The sequence below is a fragment of the Verrucosispora sp. WMMD573 genome, assembly GCF_027497175.1.
GTDB lineage: Bacteria > Actinomycetota > Actinomycetes > Mycobacteriales > Micromonosporaceae > Micromonospora.
In genome coordinates this window covers 3,673,159-3,697,878 of the sequence record NZ_CP114901.1, presented here as the reverse complement: position 1 = coordinate 3,697,878, position 24,720 = coordinate 3,673,159, and the positions used below count along the sequence as shown (strand labels likewise).

The following is a 24,720-nucleotide window of genomic DNA, read 5'->3' as shown; positions in this document are numbered from 1 at the left end:
GTCGTCCACATTCACCACGCGATGGTTTCCGGGGCGGCGCGTGCGGGCCTTGGGACGGCGATCCCGCTCGCCGGGTCGCCGGGGGTCGCCCCTGGGCGAGCAAACCGGGGCGACCCCCTCCAACCACGACGGAGGAGGCACAGCCATGAGTGAACGAATCGGCGGGCGCGGAACCCATGTCCGCGCAGAAGCCGGCGCGTGACCGGTGACCGCGCGGGAGGGCGGCACACCCCGGGTCCGCCCCGGCGTGTATCTGCTGACCCGGGAGGCATCCCCGCAGTTCCACACGCCGATCCTGGTCCGGGTGATCCGGCACCTGAAGCGCACGACGTACGACGGGTGGGCCTGGGTCGACGTCTACCAGCTCGATCGGCACGGGGACGCGACGCAGCGGCGGGCGCTGTTCCTGCGACCTGCGGCGATGCGGCCGGTGAACGTCCCGCCCGTCCCGTACGCCGAGCGTCGCTCCCGGCCCCGCTCCGGCGTCGCGAGCGTGACCGGATGAACGGCCGGATCGAGGCACACATCCCGTCCCGCCCGACGTGGCGGTGCGGGCCTGCGGGATCGCCTGGCCCTGTTCTCCGGCGAAGCTGAATCTGCTCGCCACGTACCGGGAGGACAAGCCGGCGCTCATGGTGCACCTGGTGGAGTTGCGCGAAGAGGCCGCCGAGCAGTTCGCCGGGCTAGCGCCCGGTGAACAGCTCCCGGATCTGCACCGGCGGTTCACGGACTGGGTGCCCGTCCGGTCCGCCGAATAGCCACCCGCTCCGCCGAATGATCAACCGCCCCGGTCGCTGCGGCTCTTCCCCCGACCGCCGCGCCCGGCGAGTCCGGGCGGCCGGTCCGCAGCACGCCACAAGCGGACCCTGGCTGCGGGCGGTCCGCAGCACGCCACGCGCGGATCCCGACGGCGGGCGGTCCGCAGCACGCCACGCGCGGATCCCGACGGCGGGCGGTCCGCAGACCGGGCACGCCACGCCGGATCCCCGGCGCTACCCGGTCCGGATCAGGTGCGGCGGAGCAGGGCGAGGAACATGGCGTCGGTGCCGTGCCGGTGCGGCCACAACTGCACCGTCGGTCCGTCGCCCAGCCCCGGCATGCCGGCCGGCAGCACCGTACGGGCATCCACGAAGTCGACCGGCACCCCGCTGCGGCGGGCCGCCTCGGTCACCGTCACGTGCGTCTCCACGGTGTGCGGCGAACAGGTCACGTAGGCCACCACCCCGCCCGGGCGGACCGCCCGCAACCCGGCGGCGAGCAACTCGCGCTGCAACCGGGTCAGGGCGGACAGGTCGGACGGCTGACGCCGCCAGCGCGACTCGGGGCGGCGGCGCAACGAGCCGAGCCCGGTGCACGGTGCGTCGACGAGCACCCGGTCGAAGTGTTCCTCCGGCAGTTTCGGCTCGGTGCCCACCAGCCGACCGTCGGTGTTCAGCACGGTGACCGGCAGCCCTCGGGTGGCACCGGCGACCAGCCGGGCGCGATGCTCGGCCACCTCCACGGCGGTCAGCCGCGCGTCCCGCTGTGCGGCGAGGGCCCCGAGCAGGCCCGACTTGCCGCCCGGCCCGGCGCACAGGTCGAGCCACCGGCCGTCCGGCCCGTCCACCGGCGCCAGCGCCAGCGCGTCCGCCACCAGTTGGGAACCTTCGTCCTGGACGTGCGCCCGGCCGTCGGCCACCGCCGCCAGCTCCCCCGGCGCGCCACCGGCGAGGTAGACCGCGTACGGCGAAAAGGCGCCGGGCGCGCCGCCCACCTCGTCGGCGAGGTCGACCGGGTCGACCAGGCCGGGCCGGGCGCACAGGTGCACCGGCGGTCGCTCGTTGTCCTCGATCAGCAAACGGGTCGTCTCGCCGAGGTCGCCACCGAGCGCCTCGCTGAACGCCCGCACGATCCACTGTGGATGGCTGTAGGCCAGCGCGAGGTGTCCGATCGGGTCACTCTCGGCCGGGGGTGCCAGGCGGGTCACCCACTCGTCGGCGTCGCGGGTGGCGACCTCGCGCAGCACGGCGTTGGCGAAGCCGGTGGCGCCCTGGCCGACCGCCCGGACCAGGTCGACGGTGGAGGAGACCGCCGCGTGCGCCGGCACCCGGGTGTGCAGCAGTTGGTATGTGCCGATACGCAGCGCGTCGCGGACCGGCGGATCGATCCGCTGCACGTCCCGCCCGGCCGCGTCGGTCAGGATCGCGTCGAGGGTGCCCAGATGGCGCAGGGTGCCGTAGGTCAGCTCGGTGGTGAAGGCGGCGTCCCGGCCGACCAGGCCCGCGTCGGTCAGGATCGCCGGCAGCACCAGATTGGCGTACGCGTCGTCGCGGTGCACCGCCGCGACCGCCTCGTACGCCGCATAGCGCGCCCGGTCGACGACTGGCCGGCTGGGACGGAATCCACGTCGCTCCGCGCCGCCACGAGCGGCGGTCTCCCTCACGCGAACTCCTCCCCGGCGACGACCCGGGCACCGCGCGCCCAGTCGGTCGCCGGCATGGCCCGCTTGCCGGCCGCGCGTACCTCGCCGAGACGGACCGGGACGGTGGCGGTGCCGGCCAGCACCCGCGCCTTCTCCACGAACAGCTCACCGGGTTTGAGGTCGGGCGCATCCGGTGCCGGGGTGACCGGGCCGAGCTTCACCCGCTCGTCCCGGAAGGTCGTCCACGGGCCGGGGGCCGGGGTGCAGGCGCGGATGCGCCGGTCCACCGCGAAGGCCGGGTCGCCCCAGCGCACCCGGGCGTCCTCGACGGTCAGCTTCGGGGCCAGCGATACGCCGTCGGCAGGCTGCGGCTCGGCCCTGGCGGTGCCGTCCTCCAGCGCGTCCAGCACCGCCACCAGCAGCCCGGCGCCGCTGTGCGCCAAGCGTTCCAGCAGGTCACCGGAGGTGTCCCCGGGTCGGATCTCGTCGGTGAGCGTGCCGTAGACCGGACCGGTGTCGAGCCCCTGCTCCAGTTGGAAGACGCTGGCCCCGGTCAGCTCGTCGCCGTGCAGGACGGCGTGCTGCACGGGTGCGGCACCCCGCCACGCGGGCAGCAGCGAGAAGTGCAGGTTCACCCAGCCGTGCCGGGGTATCTCCAGCGCGACCGGCGGCACCAGCGCGCCGTAGGCGACCACCGGCGCGCAGTCCGGCGCCAACTCGCGCAGCCGGTCCAGGAACTCCGGCTCCCGGGGACGCGCCGGGGTCAGCACCTCGACACCGTGCTCGTCGGCCCAGGCGCCGACCGGGGAACGGACCAGCCCTCGGCCGCGCCCGGCGGGCGCGTCCGGGCGGGTCACCACGGCGATCAGCTCGTGCCGGGACTCGGCCACAGCGGCCAGGGCCGGCACAGCGACGGCCGGCGTACCGGCGAAAATCACCCGCACCCGGTCACCGCCCCAGACCGAAGGGGCTGCCGGCGGCGTGCGGACTCAGCTTGACGGTGGGCGGGGCGGCGACGTCGTACCAGTCGGCCTGGCGGATCGCCTTCATCGCCTCCTTGCGGCCGGCCGGGTCCAGCCGGTCGAGGAAGAGCACCCCGTCGAGGTGGTCGGTCTCGTGCTGCACGCAGCGGGCCATCAGCCCGGTGCCGACGATCTGCATCGGGTCGCCGTAACCGTTGAAGCCCTTGGCGATCACGTTCTGCCGGCGCTTGGTGTCGAAGTAGAGTCCGGGGATGGACAGGCACCCCTCCGGGCCGTCCTGCTCTTCCTCGTCGGGAAACTCCAGGACCGGGTTCACCAGATGGCCGAGCACGTCGTCGACGTCGAAGGTGAACACCCGCAGGCCCACACCAAGTTGCGGCGCGGCGAGACCGGCGCCGCCCTGCTCACGCATGGTGTCGGTCAGGTCCTCGACGAGCTTGCGCAACTCGACGTCGAAGTCGACCACCGGATCGGCCGGCGTGCGCAGCACCGGATCCCCGAACAGACGGATGGGCTGGACGGTCACGCGGGTTGGCTCCTTCACGGCGGGACGGTAGTGCCGTACCAGTCTACGGACTGCCGATGGCCGTGCCGGCCGGCGCACCACCAACCGTCGCCGGCAGCGGTTCACCCACGGTGACCGGCAGGTGATCGTACCCGCGCAGGGTCAGCCGGATCCGACGTCGGGGCTGGCCGGCCGGTGTCAGCCCGGGCAGCCGGCGCAGCAGCGTCGGGAAGGCGACCTGGGCCTCCAGGCGAGCCAGCCCCGCGCCCAGGCAGTAGTGCGGCCCGGCGCCGAAGGAGAGCGGGTTCGGCTGCGCGCGCCATGGGTCGAACCGCTCCGGCTGCGGGTACCGCCGGGGGTCGCGGTTGGCCGCGCCGAGCAGCAGCAGGAGCCAGCCGCCGGCGGGCACCTCGACGCCGTCGAGGCGGACGGATTCGCCGCTGGTGCGGGTGGTCAGCTGCACCGGTGAGTCGAAGCGGAGCAGCTCGTCGACGTACGCCGGGGCATGCTGCGGGTGTTGACGCAGCACGTCGGCGGCCCGGGGGTGGGCCAGCAGCACGGCCAGCCCGTTGCCGAGCAGGTTGGTGGTGGTCTCGAAGCCCGCGACGAGCAGGATCACCAGGTTCGCCAGCAGTTCCTCGCCGGTGAGCCGCTCACCGGCGTCGTGGGCCTGCACCAGGGCGGTGGTCAGGTCGTCGGCGGGGTGCCGGCGGCGGTCGGCCACCAGGTCGGTGAAGTAGTCCCGCAGTTCGGTGGCGCCGGCGTCGGCCACGGCCAACTCCGCCGGGGTGATCTCGGGCTCCAGGACCCCGGTCAGGTCGGCCGTCCAGCGCCGGAACAGCGGGCGGTCGGCGGCGGGCACACCGAGCAGTTCGCAGATCACCCCGACCGGAAGCGGGTAGGCGAAATCGGTCATGAAGTCCACCGGGCTGCCGCCCTGCCCGGCTGAAGCCATCGCGTCGATCAGCTCGTCGGCCTGCGCCGCGACCACCTCACGCATGGCGGCGATCCGCCGCGGGGTGAAGGCTCCGGCGGCGAGCCGGCGCATCCGGCTGTGGTCAGGCGGGTTGGTCCGCAGCATCGACCGGGCGATCGAGGACACGGCCGGGCTGTCCCGCCAGTTCGGCAGGAGGCCGTCCCGCAGATGCTCGTCGAGCACCCGGACCCGGGCATCGCGCAGGAGTTCGTCGGCCTCGGCGTAGCCGGTGACCACGAACACGCCCGGTTCGGCCTGCACGATCGGCCCATGGGCGCGGAGCCGCTCGTACGCCGGGTACGGGTCGACCCGCCCCTCGGGCGACATCAGCCATGCGAGCGCCTCGGCGGGTTCCATCCGGCCTCCTCGGTGTGTCCCGGAGGCTCCATCATGCCGGGCCGATGCCATCGCGGCCGGCACCCGACACGGCTCAGCCGGCGGTAGGCGGCGGTCCGACGGGTTCAGCCCGGCGGTGAGGGGCTCAGCCGGCGGGGCTCTCGCCGGCCAGCACCGCGTCGCCGGCGAGCAGGGCGTGCTCGGGCAGCGGCAGGTGGATCTCGTGGGCGGCCTCCCAGTCGTGGATCAGGCTGGGGCGGACCTGCGCGGCGAAGTAGTCCATCGCGCTCACCCCGCCGACCACCGGCTCCTCGACCTCGGCGACCAGCCGGCCCGGCACCAGCCGGAATCCGTTGCGTAGTGCGGCGCTGAGTCGGCGGTGCCCGTTGACCACGAAGAAGTACTCGCCGGTGTACCCGATCTCCAGTGGCTCCAGGCCGGCCTCACCGGCTGCGGCGATCTCGCCGGTGAAGGTCGAGTCCCACGTGCCGCGCAATCCGGTGACGTCCTCGGTCGGGTAGACCCGGCCGGGGTCGAGCAGCAGCAGCGGCGGGGCACCGCGCAGCACCTCCGGCGCGAGTCGTCCCTCGTACGCGTCCACGATGCGCTCGATCACCTCGCCGGCGGGTGCCCGGGTGGTGTCGCAGATCAGGTCGTAGTTGCGCAGCCGGGCCTTGTCCACCCCGTACCTGACCAGGAACCGGCCACGCTCGCTCTCGCTGCGTTCCCGGAGCTTGGCCTTCGCCTCGTCCAGCGAGGTGTAGCTCTCGGCCGGCCCGGAGGGGCGCAGCAGGACGCGGCGGGCGGCCTCCCCCGGCTCGGTGATCATGTGCACCTTGAGTGCGTCGGTGAAGAAGTGCCAGGCCAGCCGGGAGTCCATGACCAGACTCTCACCGGAGGCGGCGATGTCGCGCTGGAGCTGGTCGACATAGCCGTCGACGGCCTGGTCCAGCTCGGCGTGCAGGTTCAGCTGGAGCGCGGTCATCTGCCGCTCCTGCGCCATCTGCCGGTAGAGGTCACCGACGCTGACCCGGCGCAGGCCCAGCCGCTTGGCGATCTCGACCGAGACCGTGCTCTTGCCGCTGCCCAGGTCACCGTTGAAGACGATCGACTGACGAACGGTCACGACTTGTCCACCCCTGATCACCGGCCGGTTGAGATCATCGATTTCCCGCGCCGGGCGGACGCGGTTCCGCCGTCGTCGCGCTGCCCTCGGACACCTCCAGCTCGACCTGGAGTCGCCGTACGCACCGGCATGACGGGCGATGCTACCACCTCGCGCGGGTCCGACTTCGGGACGCGACCGTGAGCGGGCGAGTCAATACTCACAGCGATGATCAGGTAACATATCGCATCGATTGGGACACCGGTCGGTACGCACCGTCACCGCCTCCGGTCAGAACAGCGCGAGCGGGTCGACCTGCACGCGTACCGGCTCGGTCGCCTTGCGGGCGCTGCGCACCCCGGCCGCCTCATGCAGCGCGCCGGCCATGTCGCCGGCCCGGCCCCTGGGCACCCGCACCAGCATCCGCTCCCGCTCGCCGTCGGCCGGGACCGGGCCGAGCACCTCGGCTCCCTCAGGCAGCCGTGCCTGCGCCAACAGGTCGGCGACCGCGACCGGCAGGCCCGTCACGCTGGCCATCCGCATCGCCGGCGGAAAGCCCAGCTCCCGCCGCTCGGCCAGCTCCCGGGCCGCGAACCAGCCGGCGTCCCAGCGCAGCAGCGCCTGCACCGGCGCGAGTGCGCCGTCGGCGACCACCACCACCCGACCCCCGTGGGCGGCCGGCCGGGCCAGCGCCGCGGCACCTGTCCAGCGGCGCAACGCCTCCTCCCCGGCCCGCAGGTCGGCGCGGGTGAGCAACGCCCAGGTGTCCAGCAGCAGCACCGCGCCGTAGCCGCCGGTCGCCACCGGCTCGGCCCCCGGGGTCGCGATCACCAGGCCAGCGCCGCCGGGGACGTCGGCCAGTACCTCCTCCCGGCCCGAGGTGCGCACCGGCACCCCCGGGAAGGCCCGACCCAGTTCCTCGGCTGTCCGCCGGGCACCGGTCACCGAGGCCCGCAGTCGCCGCCCGCCGCACTGCGGACAGGCGTACGCGGCGGCGATCCGGGCGCACCAGCGGCAGGCCGGCGACCCCCCGGCCGACGGCAACGCGAGCGGGCCGGCGCAGTGCGGGCAGCGGGCCGGGGTACGGCAGTCGGCGCAGGCAACCGAGGGCAGGTAGCCGCGTCGGGGCACCTGGACCAGGACCGGAGCGTCCGCGCGGAGTGCCTCCCGGGCGGCGGTCCAGGCCAGGCTGGGCAGCCGGGCGGTCGCCGCGCCGGGATCGCGGGCCAGCTGCGGGTCGTCGCCGGTCGGCACGATCGCGGGGGTACGTGCCCGCAGCACCGCCCGGTCGGCGACCACCTCGCGGGCCCAGCCGGTCTCCACCAGCAACTGCCCCTCGGCGGTCCGGGCGTAGCCGCCGACCAGCGCGCCTGCCTCCGCCAACTGGGCCCGGGTCAGCAGCACCTCCCGGGCGTGCGGGTAGGGGGCGCGCGGCTCGGCGTGCAGATCGTCGCCGTCGTCCCAGATGGCCACCAGCCCCAGCCGGTCCACCGGAGCGAACATGGCCGCTCGGGTGCCGATCACCACCGGGACGTGGCCACGGCGGGCGGTCAGGAACGCGCGGTAGCGCCGCGCCGGACCGAGTGCGGCCGACAGGCAGACGTGCCGGCCCGCGCCGAGCCGCGCGGTCAGCGCGGCATCGAGCCGATCCAGGTCCCGCCCGTCGGCCACCACCACCAGCGCGCCCCGGCCGGCAGCCACCGTGGCGGCGACGGCGGTGGCATAGCGGCCCGCCCAGTCCTCCCCCGGCAGCGCCGACCACACGGCCCGGGGCGAGCGCCCGTCGGCCAGTGCCCGCAGCAGCGCCGGTCCGGCCGGGTAGTCGCGCCAATCCTCCGGCTCCGGCGGAGCAGCCGGGTCGGTCTCCGCCGGGTCGGTCGGATCGGCGGGCGTGGCCTGGGTGAGCGCCTCCTTCTCCACCCGGGCGTGCCGCGGTGGCACCGCCAGCCGCAGCACGTCGGCCAGGCTGCCGGCGTACCGGTCGGCGACGACCCGGGCCAGTCGGGCCACCTCCGGGGCGAGCACCGGCACCGGGGAGACGACCTTGTCGAGGTACGCGAGCCGGGGGTGCTCGGATCGTTCGGTCCGCTCCAGCAGCCAGCCGTCGACCAGTTGGCCGGCGAAGCGCACCTTCACCCGCACACCCGGCACGGCGTCGGCGGAGAGGGCCTGCGGAACCAGGTAGTCGAAGGGCCGGTCCAGGTGGGCCAGGGGCACATCGACGCAGACACGGGCGACCGGCGACCCGTCAGCGGGCCGCCGGTCGTCACGCCGGGTGGTTGTCAGGCTCCCGCGGCCGACTTGAGGTCGGCGGCGCGGTCGGTGGACTCCCAGGTCAGGTCGGGCAGCTCGCGGCCGAAGTGGCCGTAGGCGGCGGTCTGGGCGTAGATCGGCCGCAACAGGTGCAGATCTCGGATGATGGCGGCGGGACGCAGGTCGAAGATCTCGGAGACCGCCTTCTCGATCGAGGCCACCGGCACCGTCTCGGTGCCGAACGTCTCGATGAACAGACTCACCGGATGCGCCTTGCCGATCGCGTACGCCACCTGCGCCTCGCACCGCTCCGCGAGGCCGGCGGCCACCACGTTCTTGGCCACCCAGCGCATCGCGTACGCGGCCGAACGGTCGACCTTCGACGGGTCCTTGCCGGAGAAGGCCCCACCACCGTGGCGGGCGTAGCCGCCGTAGGTGTCCACGATGATCTTTCGCCCGGTCAGGCCCGCGTCGCCCATCGGGCCACCGATCTCGAACCGGCCGGTCGGGTTGACCAGCAGCCGGTAGCCCTCGGTGTCAAGCTCCAGACTCTCCAGTTCCGGAGCGATCACGTGGTCACGCACGTCCGGGGTGAGCAGCGACTCCAGGGAGATGTCCGCGGCGTGCTGGCTGGACACCACCACCGTGTTCAGGCGTACCGGACGCAGACCGTCGTACTCGATGGTGACCTGGGTCTTGCCGTCCGGGCGCAGGTAGGGCACCGTGCCGTCCTTGCGTACCGCGGCGAGCCGGCGGGCCAGTCGGTGCGCGAGCGCGATCGGCAGCGGCATCAGCTCGGGCGTCTCCGAGCAGGCGAAGCCGAACATCATGCCCTGGTCGCCGGCACCCTGCGCGTCCAACGCGCTCTCCGACGTCCCGGTACGCAACTCGAACGCGTTGTCCACGCCCTGCGCGATGTCCGGCGACTGGGCGCCGATCGAGACACTGACCCCACATGACGCCCCGTCGAACCCCTTCTTCGACGAGTCGTAACCGATGCCCAGGATCGTCTCGCGCACGATCGTCGGGATGTCGGCGTACGCCTTGGTCGTCACCTCACCGGCGACGTGCACCTGCCCGGTGGTGATCAGCGTCTCCACGGCCACGCGGCTGTGCGGATCCTGCGTCAACAGGGCATCGAGGATGCCGTCACTGATCTGGTCGGCGATCTTGTCCGGGTGGCCTTCCGTGACCGATTCGGACGTGAAGAGGCGGCGTGTCACGGTACTCCTCAGTTCTTGGACGTCGTTCCGCGGCAGTGTAGTCACCAACCGTCGACGGCATCGTCCACGGTCGTCTTGCGTCCAGCCGTCAGGAGAAGTCACCCGGCCAGCCGGGCGACCACCAGGTCCCACACCCCGTCGGCGAGATCCTCCTTGGACCGCTCGGGTATCCGGGTGACCGAGCCGTCCACGCTGATGACCGTGGCCGCGTTGGTCTCGGCGCCGAAGACCTTGTCCGGCCCGACCTCGTTGATGACGATGAGGTCGGCCCGCTTACGGGCCAGCTTGGCCCGTCCGTTGGCCTCGGCGTCGCCGGTCTCGGCGGCGAACACCACCAGCACCTGCTCCGGCCGACGACGTTGACCCAGCTCGGCGGCGATGTCCGGGTTGGTCACGAGTTCGATGATGGGCGCGGTGCCGTCGTCCGACTTCTTGATTTTGCCAGGCGCGTACGTCGCGGGTCGGAAATCGGCCGGAGCCGCCGCCATCACCACCACGTCGGCGTCCACCGCCGCCTTCAGCGTGGCCTCCCGCAGCTCCCCGGTGGTGCCCACCCGGATCAGGTCCGCACCGGCCGGGTCGGACAGTGTGACGTTGGCCGCGATCAGTGTGACCCGGGCGCCACGGGCGAGGGCGGCCCGGGCGAACGCGTAGCCCTGCTTGCCGGAGGACCGGTTACCCAGGAAGCGCACCGGGTCGAGCGGTTCCCGGGTGCCGCCGGCGGTGACCACCACCCGGCGGCCGGCCAGGTCGGCCGGCGCGTCGGCGCCGCGGGTCAGGATGCGGCGGGCCACCGCGAAGATCTCCGTCGGCTCCGGCAACCGGCCCCTGCCGGTGTCGACACCGGTCAGTCGTCCCACCGCCGGCTCCACGACCCGGACGCCCCGGGCCCGCAGCGTAGCGACGTTGGCGACGGTGGCCGGGTGCTCCCACATCTCGGTGTGCATGGCCGGCGCCAGCAGCACCGGGCAACGAGCGGTCAGCAGGGTGTTGCTGAGTAGATCGTCGGCGAGGCCGTGGGCGGCGCGGGCCAGCAGGTCGGCGGTGGCGGGAGCGACCACCACCAGATCGGCCTGCTGGCCGAGGCGCACGTGCGGCACCTCGTGCACGTCGGACCAGACGTCCTCGGCGACCGGCTGCCCGGAGAGCGCCGCCCAGGTCGGTGCGCCGACGAAACGCAACGCGGCTGCCGTCGGCACCACCCGCACCTGGTGGCCCGACTCGGTGAACAGGCGCAGCAACTCACACGCCTTGTAGGCGGCGATCCCGCCGCCGACGCCGAGGATGATCCGGGCGCTCATCGACGCGCGGGGGATTACGGCTGGTCGGTCGGCTCAGCGGTGAGCAGGCCGGCGTTGATCTCGCGCATCGCGATGGAGAGCGGCTTCTCCTGAGGAGTGGTCTCGACCAGCGGGCCGACGTACTCCAGCAGGCCCTCACCGAGCTGGCTGTAGTAGGCGTTGACCTGTCGGGCGCGCTTGGCCGCGAAGATGACCAGCGCGTACTTCGACGTCGTCTTCTCCAGGAGCTCGTCGATCGGCGGGTTGGTGATGCCTTCGGGGTTGGCGATGGATCCCACGGATAAACCTCTGCGTCTTTCGCACGGACCGCGCGTGAGCGCGGCGCCGGCGCTCAACCGCGCGGACGCGGCCGGGCCGGAGCCAGGAATGAAGAACCGATGAATCCTACCAGTTCGTCCACGACCCGCTCGATGCGGTCGTGCGACACGCTGAGGTCGAAGGCCGTCACCACCGGCGGTCCCGGCAGCCGACCGGGCGGATGGAGCAGGACGAGTCGTGCCCCCGGCCAGCCCGCCCGGACCAGCAGCGCCCCGTCGAGGTCCAGCGCGAGCAGCACCGGCTGGCCGGCGGCGAGCCGACGGCGCAGCGGGGCGGCCTCCGTGCCGCGCCGGTGAGCGCCGAACCGGCTCCACTCCAGCAGTTCGCCGGCGGCGAGCCGGCGGTCGAACTCCTCCGAGCTGACGAAGTGTCGGTGGACGCCGTCCAGTTCGTTGCCCCGGCGAGGCCGGGTGGTGACCGCGACCGGCGTCCACACTGACGGAGAACGCGCCCGGATCAGCTCGACGACACTCTCCCTGCCGGCACCGGATGGGCCAGCCAGGACAGTGAGCCGAGCCGCCGGGCGCGCCTCGTCATCCAAGCTCACTGCTTGTTTCTACCCGCAGTCGTGCTCAGTTGGCGGCGAACTCCCCAAGCAGGGCCTTGCGCTGCTGCTCGCCGAGGCCACGCAGGCGGCGGCTGTCGGCGATCTTCAGCTTCTCCATGATTTGAGTAGCCCGGATCTTGCCGATGCCCGGCATCGCCTGCAGCACGGCCGACACCTTGAGCTTGCCGACGACATCGTCGGACTCGGCCCGCTCAAGAACGGCTCCGAGGGTGGTCTTGCCCTGCTTGAGCTGCTCCTTCAGCTCGGCACGGGCTTTGCGGATCTCCGCAGCCTTCTCCAGCGCGGCTGCGCGCTGCTCGGGGGTCAGTGACGGGAGCGGCACCAGTTCTCCTCAGGTCCCTATCGCGACGGGCGGGACGCACCGCCGCATCTGTGAAACGTGGTGTCGCTGTGAACCAAGGGGTTCCCAGCGCGGGGAAAACTAGCGGTCAACGGAGCTTTCGGCAACGTGGGCGCGCAATGATCACCACAAAGTGACCGAGCAGTCAGTCAGTCAGGACATCGCCAGGACCGCCCGGCACTCGGCCACGGCGCGGTCCGCGGCGGCCCGCAGCGCCTCCGGATCGGGCCCGGCGCTCAGCACCTCACGGGAGTACGCGGGCAGCACGGCGGGCAGCGCGGAGCCGAAGACGATCCGCAGATCCGCAGCCGTGGCACCCTGCGCCCCAAGCCCGGGGGCGAGCAGCGGGCCGTTCACCGCCGACAGGTCGCAGCCCGTCTCCCCGACCGTCGCGCCGATCACGGCACCGATGCTTCCGATCGGCTGCATACCGACGTTGAGCTGGGAAATCTCGTCGAGAACCGTTTGCGCGACGCTGCGCCCGTCGGCGTTGCTGGCACGCTGCACCGAGGCGCCCTCGGGGTTCGAGGTGAGCGCCAGGACGAACACGCCACCGCCGTGCTCGGCGGCCAGCTCGAACATCGGGGCCAGCGAGCCGACCCCCAGGAAGGGGCTCGCGGTCACCGCATCGACATACATGGGGCTGGATGGATCAAGGTATGCCGACGCGTACGCGCGGACCGTCGAGCCGATGTCGCCGCGCTTGGCGTCGAGGAGAACGAGCGAGCCGAGATTTCGTAACTGTCGGATAGTTGACTCAAGGACCGCCACCCCTTGAGACCCGAATCGCTCGAAGAACGCTGACTGGGGCTTGACCACCGCAACTCGGTCACCGAGCGCGTCCACGACGGTCCGGGCGAAGCGATCGAGGCCGGCCACATCGTCGTCAAGGCCCCACCGGGCCAACAACGCCGGGTGCGGGTCGATCCCTACGCAGAGCGGTCCGCGCTTGTCCATGGCCCGGTGCAACCGGACGCCGAAACTCTCCATGTCGCCAGTGCCTTCCTCTCGTCCTGGCCGGGTTTTACCCGGCCGCGCCTACTCAGCAGGCCCGGACCGGGGTACCGCCGGGCTACTCCACTTCGCGCCGCCTGCCGGATCCGCCTACTCAAATCCAGCCGAGCATCGAGACTCGCCTACTCAGCCCGCCGCGACGGCTGCCGAGATACCCGTCACCACCACCGCCAGGTCGGCGTCCGTGGTGACGTACGGCGGCATCGTGTAGACCAGATCCCGGAACGGTCGCAGCCACACCCCCTGGGCCACGGCGGCGGCCGTGGCCGCGCCGAGATCCACCTCGTGGTCCAGCTGGACCACGCCGATTGCGCCGAGCACCCGCACGTCCGCCACACCCGGCGCGTCGCGCAGCGGCGCCAGCCCCGACCGCAGCCCCCGTTCCAGCCGCGCCACCTGCCCGGCCCAGTCACCGGCCCGCAGCAGGCCCAGCGACGCGCTGGCGACCGCGCAGGCGAGCGGATTGCCCATGAAGGTCGGGCCGTGCGCGAGCACACCACCGGCCCGGATGCCCCGCGCGACCTCCGCCGTGCACAGCGCCGCGGCCAGGGTGAGGTAGCCGCCGGTGAGCGCCTTGCCGACGCAGAGCACATCCGGGGTGACCCCGGCGTGCTCGGCGGCGAACATCGTCCCGGTACGGCCGAAACCGGTGGCGATCTCGTCGAAGATCAGCAGCACCCCGTGCGCCCGGGTCACCTCGCGCAGCACCCGCAGATAGTGCGGGTGGTGGAAACGCATCCCGCCGGCACCCTGCACCACCGGCTCCACGATCACCGCGGCCAGTTCGTGGGCGTGCCGCTCCACCGCGTCGACAAGCGCCGCCTCGTACGCCGGATCAGGCGGGCTGTCGAAGCCGCCGGGCGGTACCGGCGCGAAGACCTGCCGCGGCAGCACGTCCCCCCAGAGGTGGTGCATGCCGCCCTCCGGGTCGCAGACGCTCATCGGATGGAACGTGTCGCCGTGGTATCCGCCCCGCCAGGTGCCCAGCCGGTGCCGCTGGGGCCGGCCGGTGGCCCGCTGGTACTGCAGACACATCTTCACCGCGACCTCGACACTCACCGAACCGGAGTCGGCCAGGAACACGTGCTCCAGCCCGTCGGGCGTCACCTCGACCAGGGTGCGGGCCAGCTCCACGGCGGGCGCGTGGGTCAGTCCGCCGAACATGACGTGACTCATCCGGCCCACCTGGTCGACCACTGCCGCGTCCAGCACCGGATGCCGGTAGCCATGGATCGCCGCCCACCAGGAGGACATCCCGTCCACCAGCTCACGGCCGTCGGCCAGCCGCAGCCGCACCCCGTCGGCGCTTTCCACCAGGTACGGCGCCACCGCCGGCGGCAGTGCGGCGTACGGATGCCACACGTGCGCCGCGTCGGCGGCGAGAACCTCCTCCGGGGTCATCGGTCCTCCTTGCGCCCCCTTTGCTCTGCTTCACCGGACGCACAGCTTCCGCGCCGAACCTTATGCGTGGGGTGAAGCAGAGCAAAGGAAGGTGGTGAGCGGGTGATTCTTCGTCAGACTCCGGTCGTGGTCGGGCGCGCGGCGCCGGCAGCCGCGCGGGCGACGGCCCGGGGCAGCGCCGGGCCACGGTAGATGAACCCGGTGTAGAGCTGCACCAGGCTGGCGCCGACGTCGAACATCCGGGCCGCGTCGTCGGGATCCACGATGCCGCCCACCCCGATGACCGGCAGTCGCCCGCCCGTCTCGGCGTGCACGAAGGCGACCACCTGCCGCGCCCGGTCGGCCAGCGGACGGCCGGACAGCCCACCGGCCTCGCCGGAGCGTCCCCGGTCGGCCGGGGCCAACCCGTCGCGTCCGAGGGTCGTGTTCGTCGCGATCACTCCGGCGGCGCCATGGGCCAGGCACACCTCCAGCAACTCGGCGATGGCCGGCTCGCTGAGGTCGGGGGCGATCTTCACCAGCACCGGCTTCTCCCCCACCAGTGCCGCCAACAGCGCGTCCAGGTGCTCCCGGTCCTGCAAGGCGCGCAGCCCGGGGGTGTTCGGTGACGAGACATTGACCGCGAAGTAGTCGCCGTGCTCGCGCAACGCGCGGTACGACTCGCGGTAGTCCGCCACCGCGTCCTCCAGCGCCGTCACCTTCGACTTGCCCAACGAGATGCCCAGCGGCACGTCGAGCGGTCGCGGCTGCGCCGCCAGCCGGTCCGCCAGCGCCTGCGCCCCGGCGTTGTTGAAGCCCATCCGGTTGATCACAGCCTCGCTGTCGACCAGCCGGAACAGCCGGGGCCGGGGATTGCCCGGCTGGGGGCGCGCCGTCACCGTGCCGACCTCGACGAAGCCGAAGCCCAGTGCCGGCCACGCCGGCAGCGCCACCCCGTCCTTGTCCATCCCGGCGGCCAGGCCAACCGGGTTGGGAAATCGCACCCCGAACACCGTGCGCGGCGCGGACACGGCGTACCGGGCCCGCAACGCCGCCAGCGCCACAGGTGTCCGGGACAACTCGGCCAACCGCCGCAGGGTGAACTCGTGCGCCGCCTCCGCGTCCCCGCCCCCGACCCGGAACAACCCCCGCCGAACCGTCCGCTCGAAGATCACGCCACCCCTCCCCCACCACACGGCACGGCCCCGAAGCCCCGCACCACCTTGTTGATCATGAGGTTGGCGGCGATGTCGATCTTTTGTACTGCCGCCAACCTCATGATCGACGCGAGCCTGGCGGGTGGGGTGGGGTGGATGGGGGTCACTGGGCGGACCGGAGGGTGGCGTGGAGGGCCTGGAGGGGGCGTACCTGCATGTCGCCCCGGATCCTCGCCTCGATGCCCATGACGGCGGCGGCGGCGCCGGGGACGGTGGTGACGCAGGGGATGTCGGCGGTGACCGCGGCGCTGCGGATCTCGTAACCGTCCGAGCGGGCGCTGGCACCGGAACCCTGCGGCGTGTTGATCACGAGTGCGACGTGGCCACCGAGGATCAGCGCCACCGCGTCGTCCTCGGAACCGGCCTCGTAGTGCTTCGGCACCTGCTCGCAGGCGATGCCGTGCCGGCGCAACACCTCGGCGGTACCGCTGGTCGCCACGATGTCGAAGCCGAGATCGGCCAGCCGCTTGATCGGGAAGATCATGCCGCGCTTGTCCCGGTTGGCCACCGAGACGAAGATCCTGCCCTCGGTCGGCAGCGACCCGTACGCCGCCGACTGCGACTTGGCGAAGGCGTGCCCGAAGGCGGTGTCGATCCCCATCACCTCGCCTGTCGACTTCATCTCCGGGCCGAGCAGCGAGTCCACCCCCTTGCCGGCCGGGGTACGGAACCGCTTGAACGGCAGCACCGCCTCCTTCACCGCGATCGGGGCGTCCGGCGGCAGCGAACCACCATCCCCGGTCGTCGGCAACATGCCCTCGGCGCGCAGCTCGGCCAGGGTCGCGCCGAGCGCGATCCGGGCCGCCGCCTTCGCCAGCGGCACCGCCGTGGCCTTCGAGACGAACGGCACGGTACGCGAGGCGCGCGGGTTGGCCTCCAGCACGTACAGCGCGTCGTCCTTCAGCGCGTACTGCACGTTGAGCAGTCCGCGTACGCCGATGCCCCGGGCGATCGCCTCGGTGTACCGGCGAACCTGGGCCAGGTGCGAACTGGCCAGGGTGATCGGCGGCAGGGCGCAGGAGGAGTCGCCGGAGTGGATGCCCGCCTCCTCGATGTGCTCCATGATCCCGCCGAGGTAGACCTCCCCCTCGGCGTCGCAGAGCGCGTCCACGTCGATCTCGATGGCGTCGTCGAGGAACCGGTCGACAAGCACCGGGTGGTCCGGCGAGATGTCGGTGGCCCGGCCGATGTAGTCGCGCAGCGTGGCGTCGTCGTAGACGATCTCCATGCCCCGCCCGCCGAGCACGTACGACGGCCGGACCAGCACCGGGTAGCCGATCTCGTCGGCGATCTCCTTCGCCTCCTCGTACGAGGTGGCGGTGCCGTGGTCCGGCGCGCGCAGGCCGGCCCGGGCCAGCAGCGACCCGAAGGCGCCCCGCTCCTCCGCCAGGTGGATCGACTCCGGGGAGGTACCCACCACCGGCACCCCGGCGTCCTTGAGCCGCTGGGCCAGCCCGAGCGGGGTCTGTCCACCCAACTGCACGATCACGCCGACCACGCCCGGCCCGCCGACCGCCCGGCCGGAGGAGTCCTCCGCGTGCCAGACCTCCAGCACGTCCTCGAAGGTCAGCGGCTCGAAGTACAGCCGGTCGGCGGTGTCGTAGTCGGTGGAGACCGTCTCCGGGTTGCAATTGACCATGACCGTCTCGTAGCCGGTGCCGTCGGAGCCGGTCGCAGCGGCCGGGCCGGACGACGCGCTGCGCAGCGCCTGCACCGCGTGCACGCACGAGTAGTCGAACTCGATGCCCTGCCCGATCCGGTTCGGTCCGGAGCCCAGGATCAGCACCTTCGGCCGCGCCGATCCGGCCACCTCCGTCTCCTCGTCGTAGGAGGAGTAGTGGTACGGAGTCGTGGCCTCGAACTCGGCGGCGCAGGTGTCCACCGTCTTGTAGACCGGCCGGATGCCGAGGCGGTGCCGCAGCGTCCGGATGCCGTCCTCGGCGGCCAGTTCGGGACGCAGCGCGGCCAGTTGCCGGTCGGACAGCCCGGCCCGCTTCGCCCGCCGCAGCAGTACCGCGTCCAGCACCGGCGCCGCCATGATCTCCGCACGCAACTCGACAAGGGCCGCGATCTGGTCCAGGAACCATGGGTCGATGCCACCGGAAGCCGCGCTGACCTCGGCGATCGAGGCACCGAGCCGCAACGCCCGTTCCACCGTGTAGAGCCGCCCGTCGTGCGGCATGCCCAGCGCGGCGAGGGTGTTCTCCTTCGTCGCACCCTGCGGATCCGGCACGCTCCAGAAGCCGGCGGCCTTGGTTTCCATCGAGCGCATCGCCTTGTTCAGCGCCTCGGTGAAGTTGCGCCCGAGGCTCATCGCCTCGCCGACCGACTTCATCGTGGTGGTCAGCTCCGGGTCCGCGCCGGGGAACTTCTCGAACGCGAACCGGGGGATCTTCACCACCACGTAGTCCAGCGTCGGCTCGAACGCGGCCGGCGTCTTGCGGGTGATGTCGTTCGGGATCTCGTCAAGGGTGTAGCCGATGGCCAGCTTCGCGGCGATCTTCGCGATCGGGAAGCCGGTCGCCTTCGACGCCAGCGCCGACGAGCGGGACACCCGGGGGTTCATCTCGATGACGACGATGCGACCGTCGGCCGGGTTCACCGCGAACTGGATGTTGCAGCCCCCGGTGTCCACGCCGACCTCACGCAGCACCGCGATGCCCAGGTCCCGCAGGTGCTGGTACTCCCGGTCGGTGAGCGTCATGGCCGGCGCCACGGTGACGCTGTCGCCGGTGTGCACGCCCATCGGGTCGAGGTTCTCGATCGAGCAGACCACCACCACGTTGTCGTGACGGTCCCGCATCAGTTCGAGTTCGTACTCCTTCCAGCCGAGCACGCTCTCCTCGATGAGCACCTCGTGCACCGGGCTGGCGGCCAGCCCGGCACCCGCGATGCGTTCCAGGTCGGCGTCGGTGTGCGCCATGCCCGAACCGAGACCGCCCATGGTGAACGACGGCCGAATCACCACCGGTAGGCCCAGCTCGGCCACCGTCTCGCGGACCTCGTCCATCGAGTGGCAGACCCGCGAACGCGGCACCAGCGCCGACGGGTCGGCCACGCCGAGGCGTACGCCGGCCTTCGCCACGATTTCCTTGAACAGCTGCCGGTCCTCGCCGCGCCGGATCGCGTCGATGTTCGCGCCGATCAGCTCGACGCCGTACTTCTCCAGCACCCCGGCCTCGTGCAACGCCACGGCGGTGTTCAGCGCGGTCTGCCCGCCCAGCGTGGGCAGCACCGCGTCCGGACGCTCCTTGGCGATGACCAGCTCGACGAACTCCGGGGTGATCGGCTCGACGTAGGTGGCGTCGGCGAACTCCGGGTCGGTCATGATGGTGGCCGGGTTGGAGTTGACCAGGCTGACCCGGATCCCCTCGGCGCGCAGCACCCGGCACGCCTGAGTCCCCGAGTAGTCGAACTCGCAGGCCTGGCCGATGACGATCGGTCCCGACCCGATCACCAGGATGTGCTTGAGATCGGTCCGCTTAGGCATTGGTACGCCCCCCACTGAGAGCCCGGCCGTCGATCAGCTCGGCGAAGCGGTCGAAGAGATAATCCGCGTCGTGCGGGCCGGCCGCCGCCTCCGGGTGGTACTGAACGGTGAAGGCGGGCACGTCGCGCGCCCGCAGCCCCTCGACCACGTTGTCGTTGAGACAGAGGTGCGACACCTGGACGCCGCCGAACTCGGTCTCGATCACCTGGTCCGGCACCACCGCGCCCGGCCGTGCCCCGGGCACCTCCACCGCGAAGCCGTGGTTGTGACTGGTCACCTCGACCTTGCCGGTCACCCGGTCGAGCACCGGCTGGTTGATCCCCCGGTGACCGTAGCCGAGCTTGTAGGTGCCGAAGCCGAGCGCCCGGCCGAGGATCTGGCTGCCGAAGCAGATGCCGAACAGCGGCACCTCGCGGCGCATCACCTCGCGGGCCAGCGCGACCGGTGCGTCGGCGGTCGCCGGGTCACCGGGGCCCGGTGAGAAGAAGACCGCGTCGGCGCCGGTGGCCAGCAGGTCCTCGATTGTCGAGTGGGCCGGCAGCACGTGGGTGGTCACGCCCCGCGCGGCGAGCCGGCGCGGCACGTTGCGCTTGATGCCCAGGTCCAGCGCGGCCACCGTGAACCGGTGCTCGCCCTCGGCGTCGATCACGTACGGCGTCGCGGTGGTCACCTCGGCGGAGAGATCCGCGCCGAGCATCTGCGGCGACTGGCGAACCCGTTCGAGCAGCGCCCGGGGGTCGTCCTCGACACTGGAGACGCCCACCCGCATCGCGCCACGTTCGCGCAGGTGGCGGGTCAGTGCCCGGGTGTCCACGCCGCTGATGCCGACCACGCCCTCGGTGGCCAGCCGGTCCTCCAGCCCGCCGGTGGCCCGCCAGTTGGAGCTGACCCGGGCCGGGTCACGCACCACGTAACCGGCCACCCAGATCCGGCGTGACTCGTCGTCGAGGGTGTTGACGCCGGTGTTGCCGATGTGTGGAGCGGTCTGCACCACCACCTGGCGGTGGTACGACGGGTCGGTGAGCGTCTCCTGGTAACCGGTCATCCCGGTGTTGAAGACCGCCTCGCCGAAGGTCTCGCCGACGCTGCCGTACGCCTCGCCGTGGAACGTGCGCCCGTCCTCCAGGACCAGGATCGCCGATCTGCGCTTCACCGGGCCTGCCTTTCGTTCGCGACTGCGGGACTCCGCTCCGCTGCATTCCTCGCACTCACCGAAGAGCCTTTCCGTCCAGGACCGTCGCCTCGCCACGCAGGAAGGTCGCCACGATGCGACCCGGCAGCGTCATCCGGGCGTACGGGGTGTTGCGGCTACGGCTGGCCTGCTCCGCCGGCTCGATTACCCGACGGGCCGCCGGGTCGACAAGGGTGAGGGTGGCCGGCGCGCCGGGAGCCGGATCATGACCGTGTTCGGTGAGCCCGGCGATCCGGGCCGGCGTACGGGACATCCGCTCGGCGATCAGGTCCCACTGCGGACCCAGCACGTCGAGCGCGATGGACAGCGCCGTCTCCAGCCCGAGCATGCCCGGCCGGGCGTACGCCCACTCGCACTCCTTGTCCTCCACGGCGTGCGGGGCGTGGTCGGTGGCGATGATGTCGATCACTCCGTCGACCAGCGCGGCCCGCAGCGCGGCGATGTCGGTGGCGGTACGCAGCGGCGGGTTGACCTTGAACACGGGGTCGTAGGTCTCGGCACGTGTGTCGGTGAGCAGCAGGTGGTGCGGGGTCACCTCGGCGGTGACGCGTACTCCCCGGGCCTTGGCGTGGCGCAGCACCTCGACGCTGCCGGCGGTGGAGACGTGGCAGATGTGCAGCCGGCTGCCGACGTGCTCCGCGAGCAGCACGTCCCGGGCGATGATCGCCTCCTCGGCGACCGCCGGCCACCCGGTCAGGCCCAACCGGGTGGAGACCTCACCCTCGTGCATCTGCGCGCCCTCGGTGAGCCGGGGCTCCTCGGCGTGCTGGGCGATGATGCCGTCGAACGCCTTCACGTACTCCAGCGCACGGCGCATCAGCCGGGGATCGGCGACGCAGTGCCCGTCGTCGGAGAAGATCCGCACCCGGGCCGCCGACTCGGCCATCGCGCCGAGTTCGGCCAACCGCTCGCCGGCCAGGCCGACGGTGACCGCGCCGATCGGCTGCACGTCGACCAGCCCGGCCTCGCGGCCGAGCCGCCACACCTGTTCCACCACTCCCGCGGTGTCGGCCACCGGCGAGGTGTTCGCCATCGCGCAGACCGCGGTGTAGCCGCCGAGCGCCGCCGCCCGGGAACCGGTCTCGACCGTCTCGGCGTCCTCCCGGCCGGGCTCGCGCAGGTGGGTGTGCAGGTCGACCAGGCCGGGCAGGGCGACCAGCCCGTCGGCGTCGAGCACCGTGGCCTCCGGCGCGGAGAGCCCCGCGCCGGTCTCGGCGACGACGCCGTCGCGGATCAGCAGGTCGGTCGGTGCGCCGCCGAGGACGCTGACATTCCTGATCAGGTACGAGTTCACCGGTTGTTCCCCCCGAGCAGCAGGTAGAGGACGGCCATCCGGACGGAGACACCGTTGGCGACCTGTTCGACGATGGTGGAGCGGGGCGAGTCCGCGACCTCCGGCGTGATCTCCATGCCCCGGTTCATCGGGCCGGGATGCATGACGATGGCGTGCTCCGGCAGCCGACTCATCCGCGGACCGTCCAGGCCGTAGCGGCGGGCGTACTCGCGGGCGGACGGGAAGTAGGAGTCGTTCATCCGCTCCCGCTGCACCCGCAGCATCATCACCACGTCCGACGACGGCAGCACCGCGTCGAGGTCGTAGCAGACGTCGGTGCCCGGGGCGAGAGCGGCGGCGATGTCGACCGGGATGAGCGTGGGTGGCCCGACCAGGGTCACCTTGGCGCCGAGGGTGGACAGCAGCAGCACGTTCGAGCGGGCCACCCGGGAGTGCAGCACGTCACCGACCACGGCCACCGACAGACCGGCCAGGCGACCCAGGCGGGACCGCATCGTGTACGCGTCGAGCAGCGCCTGGGTGGGATGCTCGTGGGTGCCGTCGCCGGCGTTGACCACCGAACCGTCGACCCAGTCGGCGAGGCGGTGCGGGGCACCCGAGGCGGGGTGCCGAACCACCACCGCGTCGGCCCCCATCGCCTGCAGGGTCAGCGCGGTGTCCTTCAGGCTCTCGCCCTTGGTGACGCTGGAGCCCTTCGCCGAAAAGTTGATCACGTCGGCGCTGAGCCGCTTCGCCGCCGCCTCGAACGAGATCCGGGTGCGGGTCGAATCCTCGTAGAAGAGGTTCACCACGGTCCGGCCCCGCAGGGCGGGCAGCTTCTTGACCTCACGACCGGCTACCGCGGCCATCTCGGCGGCAGTGTCCAGGATTTGGGTGGCGGTGTCGGAGTCAAGGTCGGCACCGGAGAGTAGGTGCCTGATCATCGGGCCTCCTCGCCGTAGAGCCGGACCTCGTCCGTGCCGTCGGTCTCGACCAGCGTCACCTTGACACTCTCGGCCAGGGCGGTCGGGATGTTCTTGCCGACGTAGTCGGCGCGGATCGGTAGCTGCCGGTGCCCCCGGTCGACCAGCACGGCAAGTTGCACCGAGGCGGGCCGCCCGAGGTCACCGAGCGCGTCGAGGGCCGCTCGGACCGTCCGCCCGGAGAAAAGGACGTCGTCGACGAGGACCACCCGCTTGCCGTCGATGCCACCGGCCGGCAGCTGGGTGGGCCCGACTGCCCGGGTGGCGTTCCGGCGCAGGTCGTCGCGGTAGAGAGTGATGTCGAGCACGCCGACCGGCACGGAAATTCCCTCGAAGGCGCTGATCCGGGCGGCGAGGCGGCTGGCGAGGGGGGCACCCCGGGTGGGAATGCCGAGCAGCACGGTGTCGGCCGCGCCCTGGGTCTTCTCGAGGATCTGGTGAGCGATGCGGTCGACCACGCGTTGCAGGTCGGCGCTGGTCAAAATCACCTTCACCGAGGGTTGTCGCGGCGGCGACGACGGGGCAGCCGATGGGTAGGCCACGGCGGACCTCCTTCCCCGCCTCACGGGACGGGTCGTTAAAGGACGTCGGATCCTCCCGGCCGGCCGGGAGCGGCCGGCGCAGGGGCTTCGGCAACGTTACCAGTGGTCGTCGCCGCCTCGACGCGCGGGCACCAGCTACGACGGCGTCACCCGTCGCCGTTGGCTGACTGGCCAGTCAGCCAGGCGAAACGGGACAACTCACCCGGGGTACACAACGGGAAGATCGCGACCACTTGACCAGGTGTACGAATCCCCGTACCGTCACGCTCCGTAGCGAATCGCTGGGAGAACCCGAGCAGCACTGGGAGTGTCCGAATGCCCTCTGAATACGCCAAGTCTCTGGGCGCCCGCCTGCGCTCCATCCGCCAGCAGCAGGGGCTGTCCCTGCAGGGGGTGGAGGAGAAGTCGAACGGGCGATGGAAGGCGGTTGTGGTCGGCTCGTACGAGCGCGGCGACCGGGCCGTCACGGTGTCCCGTCTGGCCGAGCTGGCTGAGTTCTACCGCGTGCCGGTCTCGGAGTTGCTGCCCGACGGCAGTGGGGTACGACACGAACCCACCAGCAAGATCGTCCTGGACCTGGAGCGCCTCTACGACGAGGCCAGTGAGGATCTCGCCTACGTGGCCCGGTACGCGCGTGCCATCCAGCAGCAGCGCGGCGACTACAACGGCCGGGTGCTGTCGATCCGCGCCGACGACCTGCGCGCCCTCGCGATCGTCTACGACGCCTCGCCGTCCGGCCTGATCGAGCGGCTGACCGAGCACGGCGTACTGGTCGCCGACCCCCGGGCATTCTTCGCCTCCTGAGATTCGACCACGCGAAAGGGCCCGTGCCGGACGGCACGGGCCCTTTCGTCGTTTCCGTCGCTGGTGCGCGACGCCCAACGGCGGCGTCCGCCCACCTCAGCGGGTGGCGTACTCGGCGATCCGGCCGAGCAGACCGTTGAGGAAGCGGGGCGAGTCGTCGGTCGACATCTGCCGGGCCAGCTCCACCGCCTCGCTGATCGCCACCGCGTCGTCGATCTCGTCGAGATACAACAGCTCGTAGACCGCGATCCGGGCCAGGTTGCGGTCGACCACGGGCATCCGGTCCAATGTCCAGCCCTCGGCGTAGCTGGAGATCAGCTCGTCGATCCGGTCCAGGTGCCCGGCCACCCCCTCGACCAGGCCGACCGCGTACCCCAGGTGCTCGGGGCGCGGCTTCTCGATCCGCTCGACATAGCCGGCCAGCACCTCGACCGGCGGACGATCACGCAGGTCGGCCTCGAAGAGCACGTCCAACGCCCGCTTGCGCGCCTTACGACGCGCCGGCATCTGCTGCTT

24 protein-coding genes are annotated in these 24,720 nt (G+C 72.1%); 3 read left to right on the top strand and 21 right to left on the bottom strand.

What is annotated here, in order from left to right; genetic code table 11:
• Positions 1-205 precede the first annotated feature (205 nt).
• Positions 206-505, top strand: a complete 300-nt coding sequence (locus tag O7601_RS16930) for a hypothetical protein (protein WP_281562085.1) — start codon at positions 206-208, stop codon at positions 503-505.
• 37 nt (positions 506-542) lie between these two features.
• Positions 543-758 (top strand): flavin reductase, encoded by a 216-nt coding sequence (locus O7601_RS16925; RefSeq protein WP_281562084.1) that lies wholly within the window; start codon positions 543-545, stop codon positions 756-758.
• 248 nt (positions 759-1,006) lie between these two features.
• Here O7601_RS16925 and O7601_RS16920 read toward each other — a convergent pair whose 3' ends face one another.
• The 20 genes from O7601_RS16920 to pyrR all read right to left on the bottom strand — a co-directional run bounded on the left by O7601_RS16920 (position 1,007) and on the right by pyrR (position 23,400).
• Positions 1,007-2,422, bottom strand: a complete 1,416-nt coding sequence (locus O7601_RS16920) for a transcription antitermination factor NusB (protein WP_281562083.1) — start codon at positions 2,420-2,422, stop codon at positions 1,007-1,009.
• The gene (gene fmt, locus O7601_RS16915; protein ID WP_281562082.1) at positions 2,419-3,345 is read right to left on the bottom strand and encodes a methionyl-tRNA formyltransferase; all 927 of its coding nucleotides are present in this window, start codon (positions 3,343-3,345) and stop codon (positions 2,419-2,421) included. Before fmt ends, O7601_RS16920 begins: the two co-directional genes overlap by 4 nt.
• Before the next feature lie 4 nt (positions 3,346-3,349).
• Positions 3,350-3,910: a peptide deformylase gene (gene def, locus O7601_RS16910; protein ID WP_281562081.1), complete on the bottom strand. Its 561-nt coding sequence runs from the start codon at positions 3,908-3,910 to the stop codon at positions 3,350-3,352.
• Positions 3,911-3,953: 43 nt separating this feature from the next.
• Entirely contained in the window at positions 3,954-5,222 is a 1,269-nt protein-coding gene (locus O7601_RS16905) for a cytochrome P450 (protein WP_281562080.1), read from the bottom strand.
• A gap of 124 nt (positions 5,223-5,346) precedes the next feature.
• Entirely contained in the window at positions 5,347-6,327 is a 981-nt protein-coding gene (locus O7601_RS16900) for an AAA family ATPase (RefSeq protein WP_281562079.1), read from the bottom strand.
• Between the two features lie 270 nt (positions 6,328-6,597).
• Positions 6,598-8,592: a primosomal protein N' gene (locus O7601_RS16895; protein ID WP_281566956.1), complete on the bottom strand. Its 1,995-nt coding sequence runs from the start codon at positions 8,590-8,592 to the stop codon at positions 6,598-6,600.
• Entirely contained in the window at positions 8,589-9,782 is a 1,194-nt protein-coding gene (gene metK, locus O7601_RS16890; protein WP_281562078.1) for a methionine adenosyltransferase, read from the bottom strand. Before metK ends, O7601_RS16895 begins: the two co-directional genes overlap by 4 nt.
• 98 nt (positions 9,783-9,880) lie before the next feature.
• Positions 9,881-11,083: a bifunctional phosphopantothenoylcysteine decarboxylase/phosphopantothenate--cysteine ligase CoaBC gene (gene coaBC / locus O7601_RS16885; protein ID WP_281562077.1), complete on the bottom strand. Its 1,203-nt coding sequence runs from the start codon at positions 11,081-11,083 to the stop codon at positions 9,881-9,883.
• A gap of 14 nt (positions 11,084-11,097) precedes the next feature.
• Positions 11,098-11,361: a DNA-directed RNA polymerase subunit omega gene (gene rpoZ / locus O7601_RS16880; RefSeq protein WP_007075826.1), complete on the bottom strand. Its 264-nt coding sequence runs from the start codon at positions 11,359-11,361 to the stop codon at positions 11,098-11,100.
• 53 nt (positions 11,362-11,414) lie between these two features.
• Positions 11,415-11,948 (bottom strand): guanylate kinase, encoded by a 534-nt coding sequence (locus O7601_RS16875; protein ID WP_281562076.1) that lies wholly within the window; start codon positions 11,946-11,948, stop codon positions 11,415-11,417.
• A gap of 25 nt (positions 11,949-11,973) precedes the next feature.
• Positions 11,974-12,291, bottom strand: a complete 318-nt coding sequence (gene mihF / locus O7601_RS16870) for an integration host factor, actinobacterial type (RefSeq protein ID WP_007458370.1) — start codon at positions 12,289-12,291, stop codon at positions 11,974-11,976.
• Between the two features lie 171 nt (positions 12,292-12,462).
• Positions 12,463-13,299, bottom strand: a complete 837-nt coding sequence (pyrF, locus tag O7601_RS16865; protein WP_281562075.1) for an orotidine-5'-phosphate decarboxylase — start codon at positions 13,297-13,299, stop codon at positions 12,463-12,465.
• Positions 13,300-13,449: 150 nt separating this feature from the next.
• Positions 13,450-14,724: an adenosylmethionine--8-amino-7-oxononanoate transaminase gene (locus O7601_RS16860; RefSeq protein WP_281562074.1), complete on the bottom strand. Its 1,275-nt coding sequence runs from the start codon at positions 14,722-14,724 to the stop codon at positions 13,450-13,452.
• A 113-nt stretch (positions 14,725-14,837) separates the two neighbouring features.
• Complete coding sequence (locus O7601_RS16855; RefSeq protein WP_281562073.1) at positions 14,838-15,878, bottom strand: quinone-dependent dihydroorotate dehydrogenase; 1,041 nt, start codon at positions 15,876-15,878, stop codon at positions 14,838-14,840.
• On the bottom strand, positions 15,875-16,027 hold the full coding sequence (locus tag O7601_RS16850) for a hypothetical protein (protein ID WP_281562072.1): 153 nt from the start codon (positions 16,025-16,027) through the stop codon (positions 15,875-15,877). Before O7601_RS16850 ends, O7601_RS16855 begins: the two co-directional genes overlap by 4 nt.
• Positions 16,024-19,410: a carbamoyl-phosphate synthase large subunit gene (gene carB, locus O7601_RS16845; protein WP_281562071.1), complete on the bottom strand. Its 3,387-nt coding sequence runs from the start codon at positions 19,408-19,410 to the stop codon at positions 16,024-16,026. Before carB ends, O7601_RS16850 begins: the two co-directional genes overlap by 4 nt.
• On the bottom strand, positions 19,403-20,563 hold the full coding sequence (gene carA / locus O7601_RS16840; protein ID WP_281562070.1) for a glutamine-hydrolyzing carbamoyl-phosphate synthase small subunit: 1,161 nt from the start codon (positions 20,561-20,563) through the stop codon (positions 19,403-19,405). Before carA ends, carB begins: the two co-directional genes overlap by 8 nt.
• 55 nt (positions 20,564-20,618) lie before the next feature.
• A complete protein-coding gene (locus O7601_RS16835) occupies positions 20,619-21,896 on the bottom strand; it encodes a dihydroorotase (protein ID WP_281562069.1) in 1,278 nt (425 codons plus the stop codon).
• A complete protein-coding gene (locus O7601_RS16830; protein WP_281562068.1) occupies positions 21,893-22,819 on the bottom strand; it encodes an aspartate carbamoyltransferase catalytic subunit in 927 nt (308 codons plus the stop codon). Before O7601_RS16830 ends, O7601_RS16835 begins: the two co-directional genes overlap by 4 nt.
• Positions 22,816-23,400, bottom strand: a complete 585-nt coding sequence (pyrR, locus tag O7601_RS16825; protein WP_093404350.1) for a bifunctional pyr operon transcriptional regulator/uracil phosphoribosyltransferase PyrR — start codon at positions 23,398-23,400, stop codon at positions 22,816-22,818. Before pyrR ends, O7601_RS16830 begins: the two co-directional genes overlap by 4 nt.
• A gap of 315 nt (positions 23,401-23,715) precedes the next feature.
• On the opposite strand from pyrR, the gene O7601_RS16820 reads away from it, so the two are divergent.
• Positions 23,716-24,204, top strand: a complete 489-nt coding sequence (locus O7601_RS16820; RefSeq protein ID WP_007458348.1) for a transcriptional regulator — start codon at positions 23,716-23,718, stop codon at positions 24,202-24,204.
• Between the two features lie 96 nt (positions 24,205-24,300).
• Here O7601_RS16820 and nusB read toward each other — a convergent pair whose 3' ends face one another.
• Positions 24,301-24,711 carry a transcription antitermination factor NusB gene (gene nusB / locus O7601_RS16815; RefSeq protein ID WP_196222524.1) on the bottom strand — a complete coding sequence of 137 codons (411 nt, stop codon included), beginning with the start codon at positions 24,709-24,711 and terminating at the stop codon, positions 24,301-24,303.
• Positions 24,712-24,720: the final 9 nt, after the last annotated feature.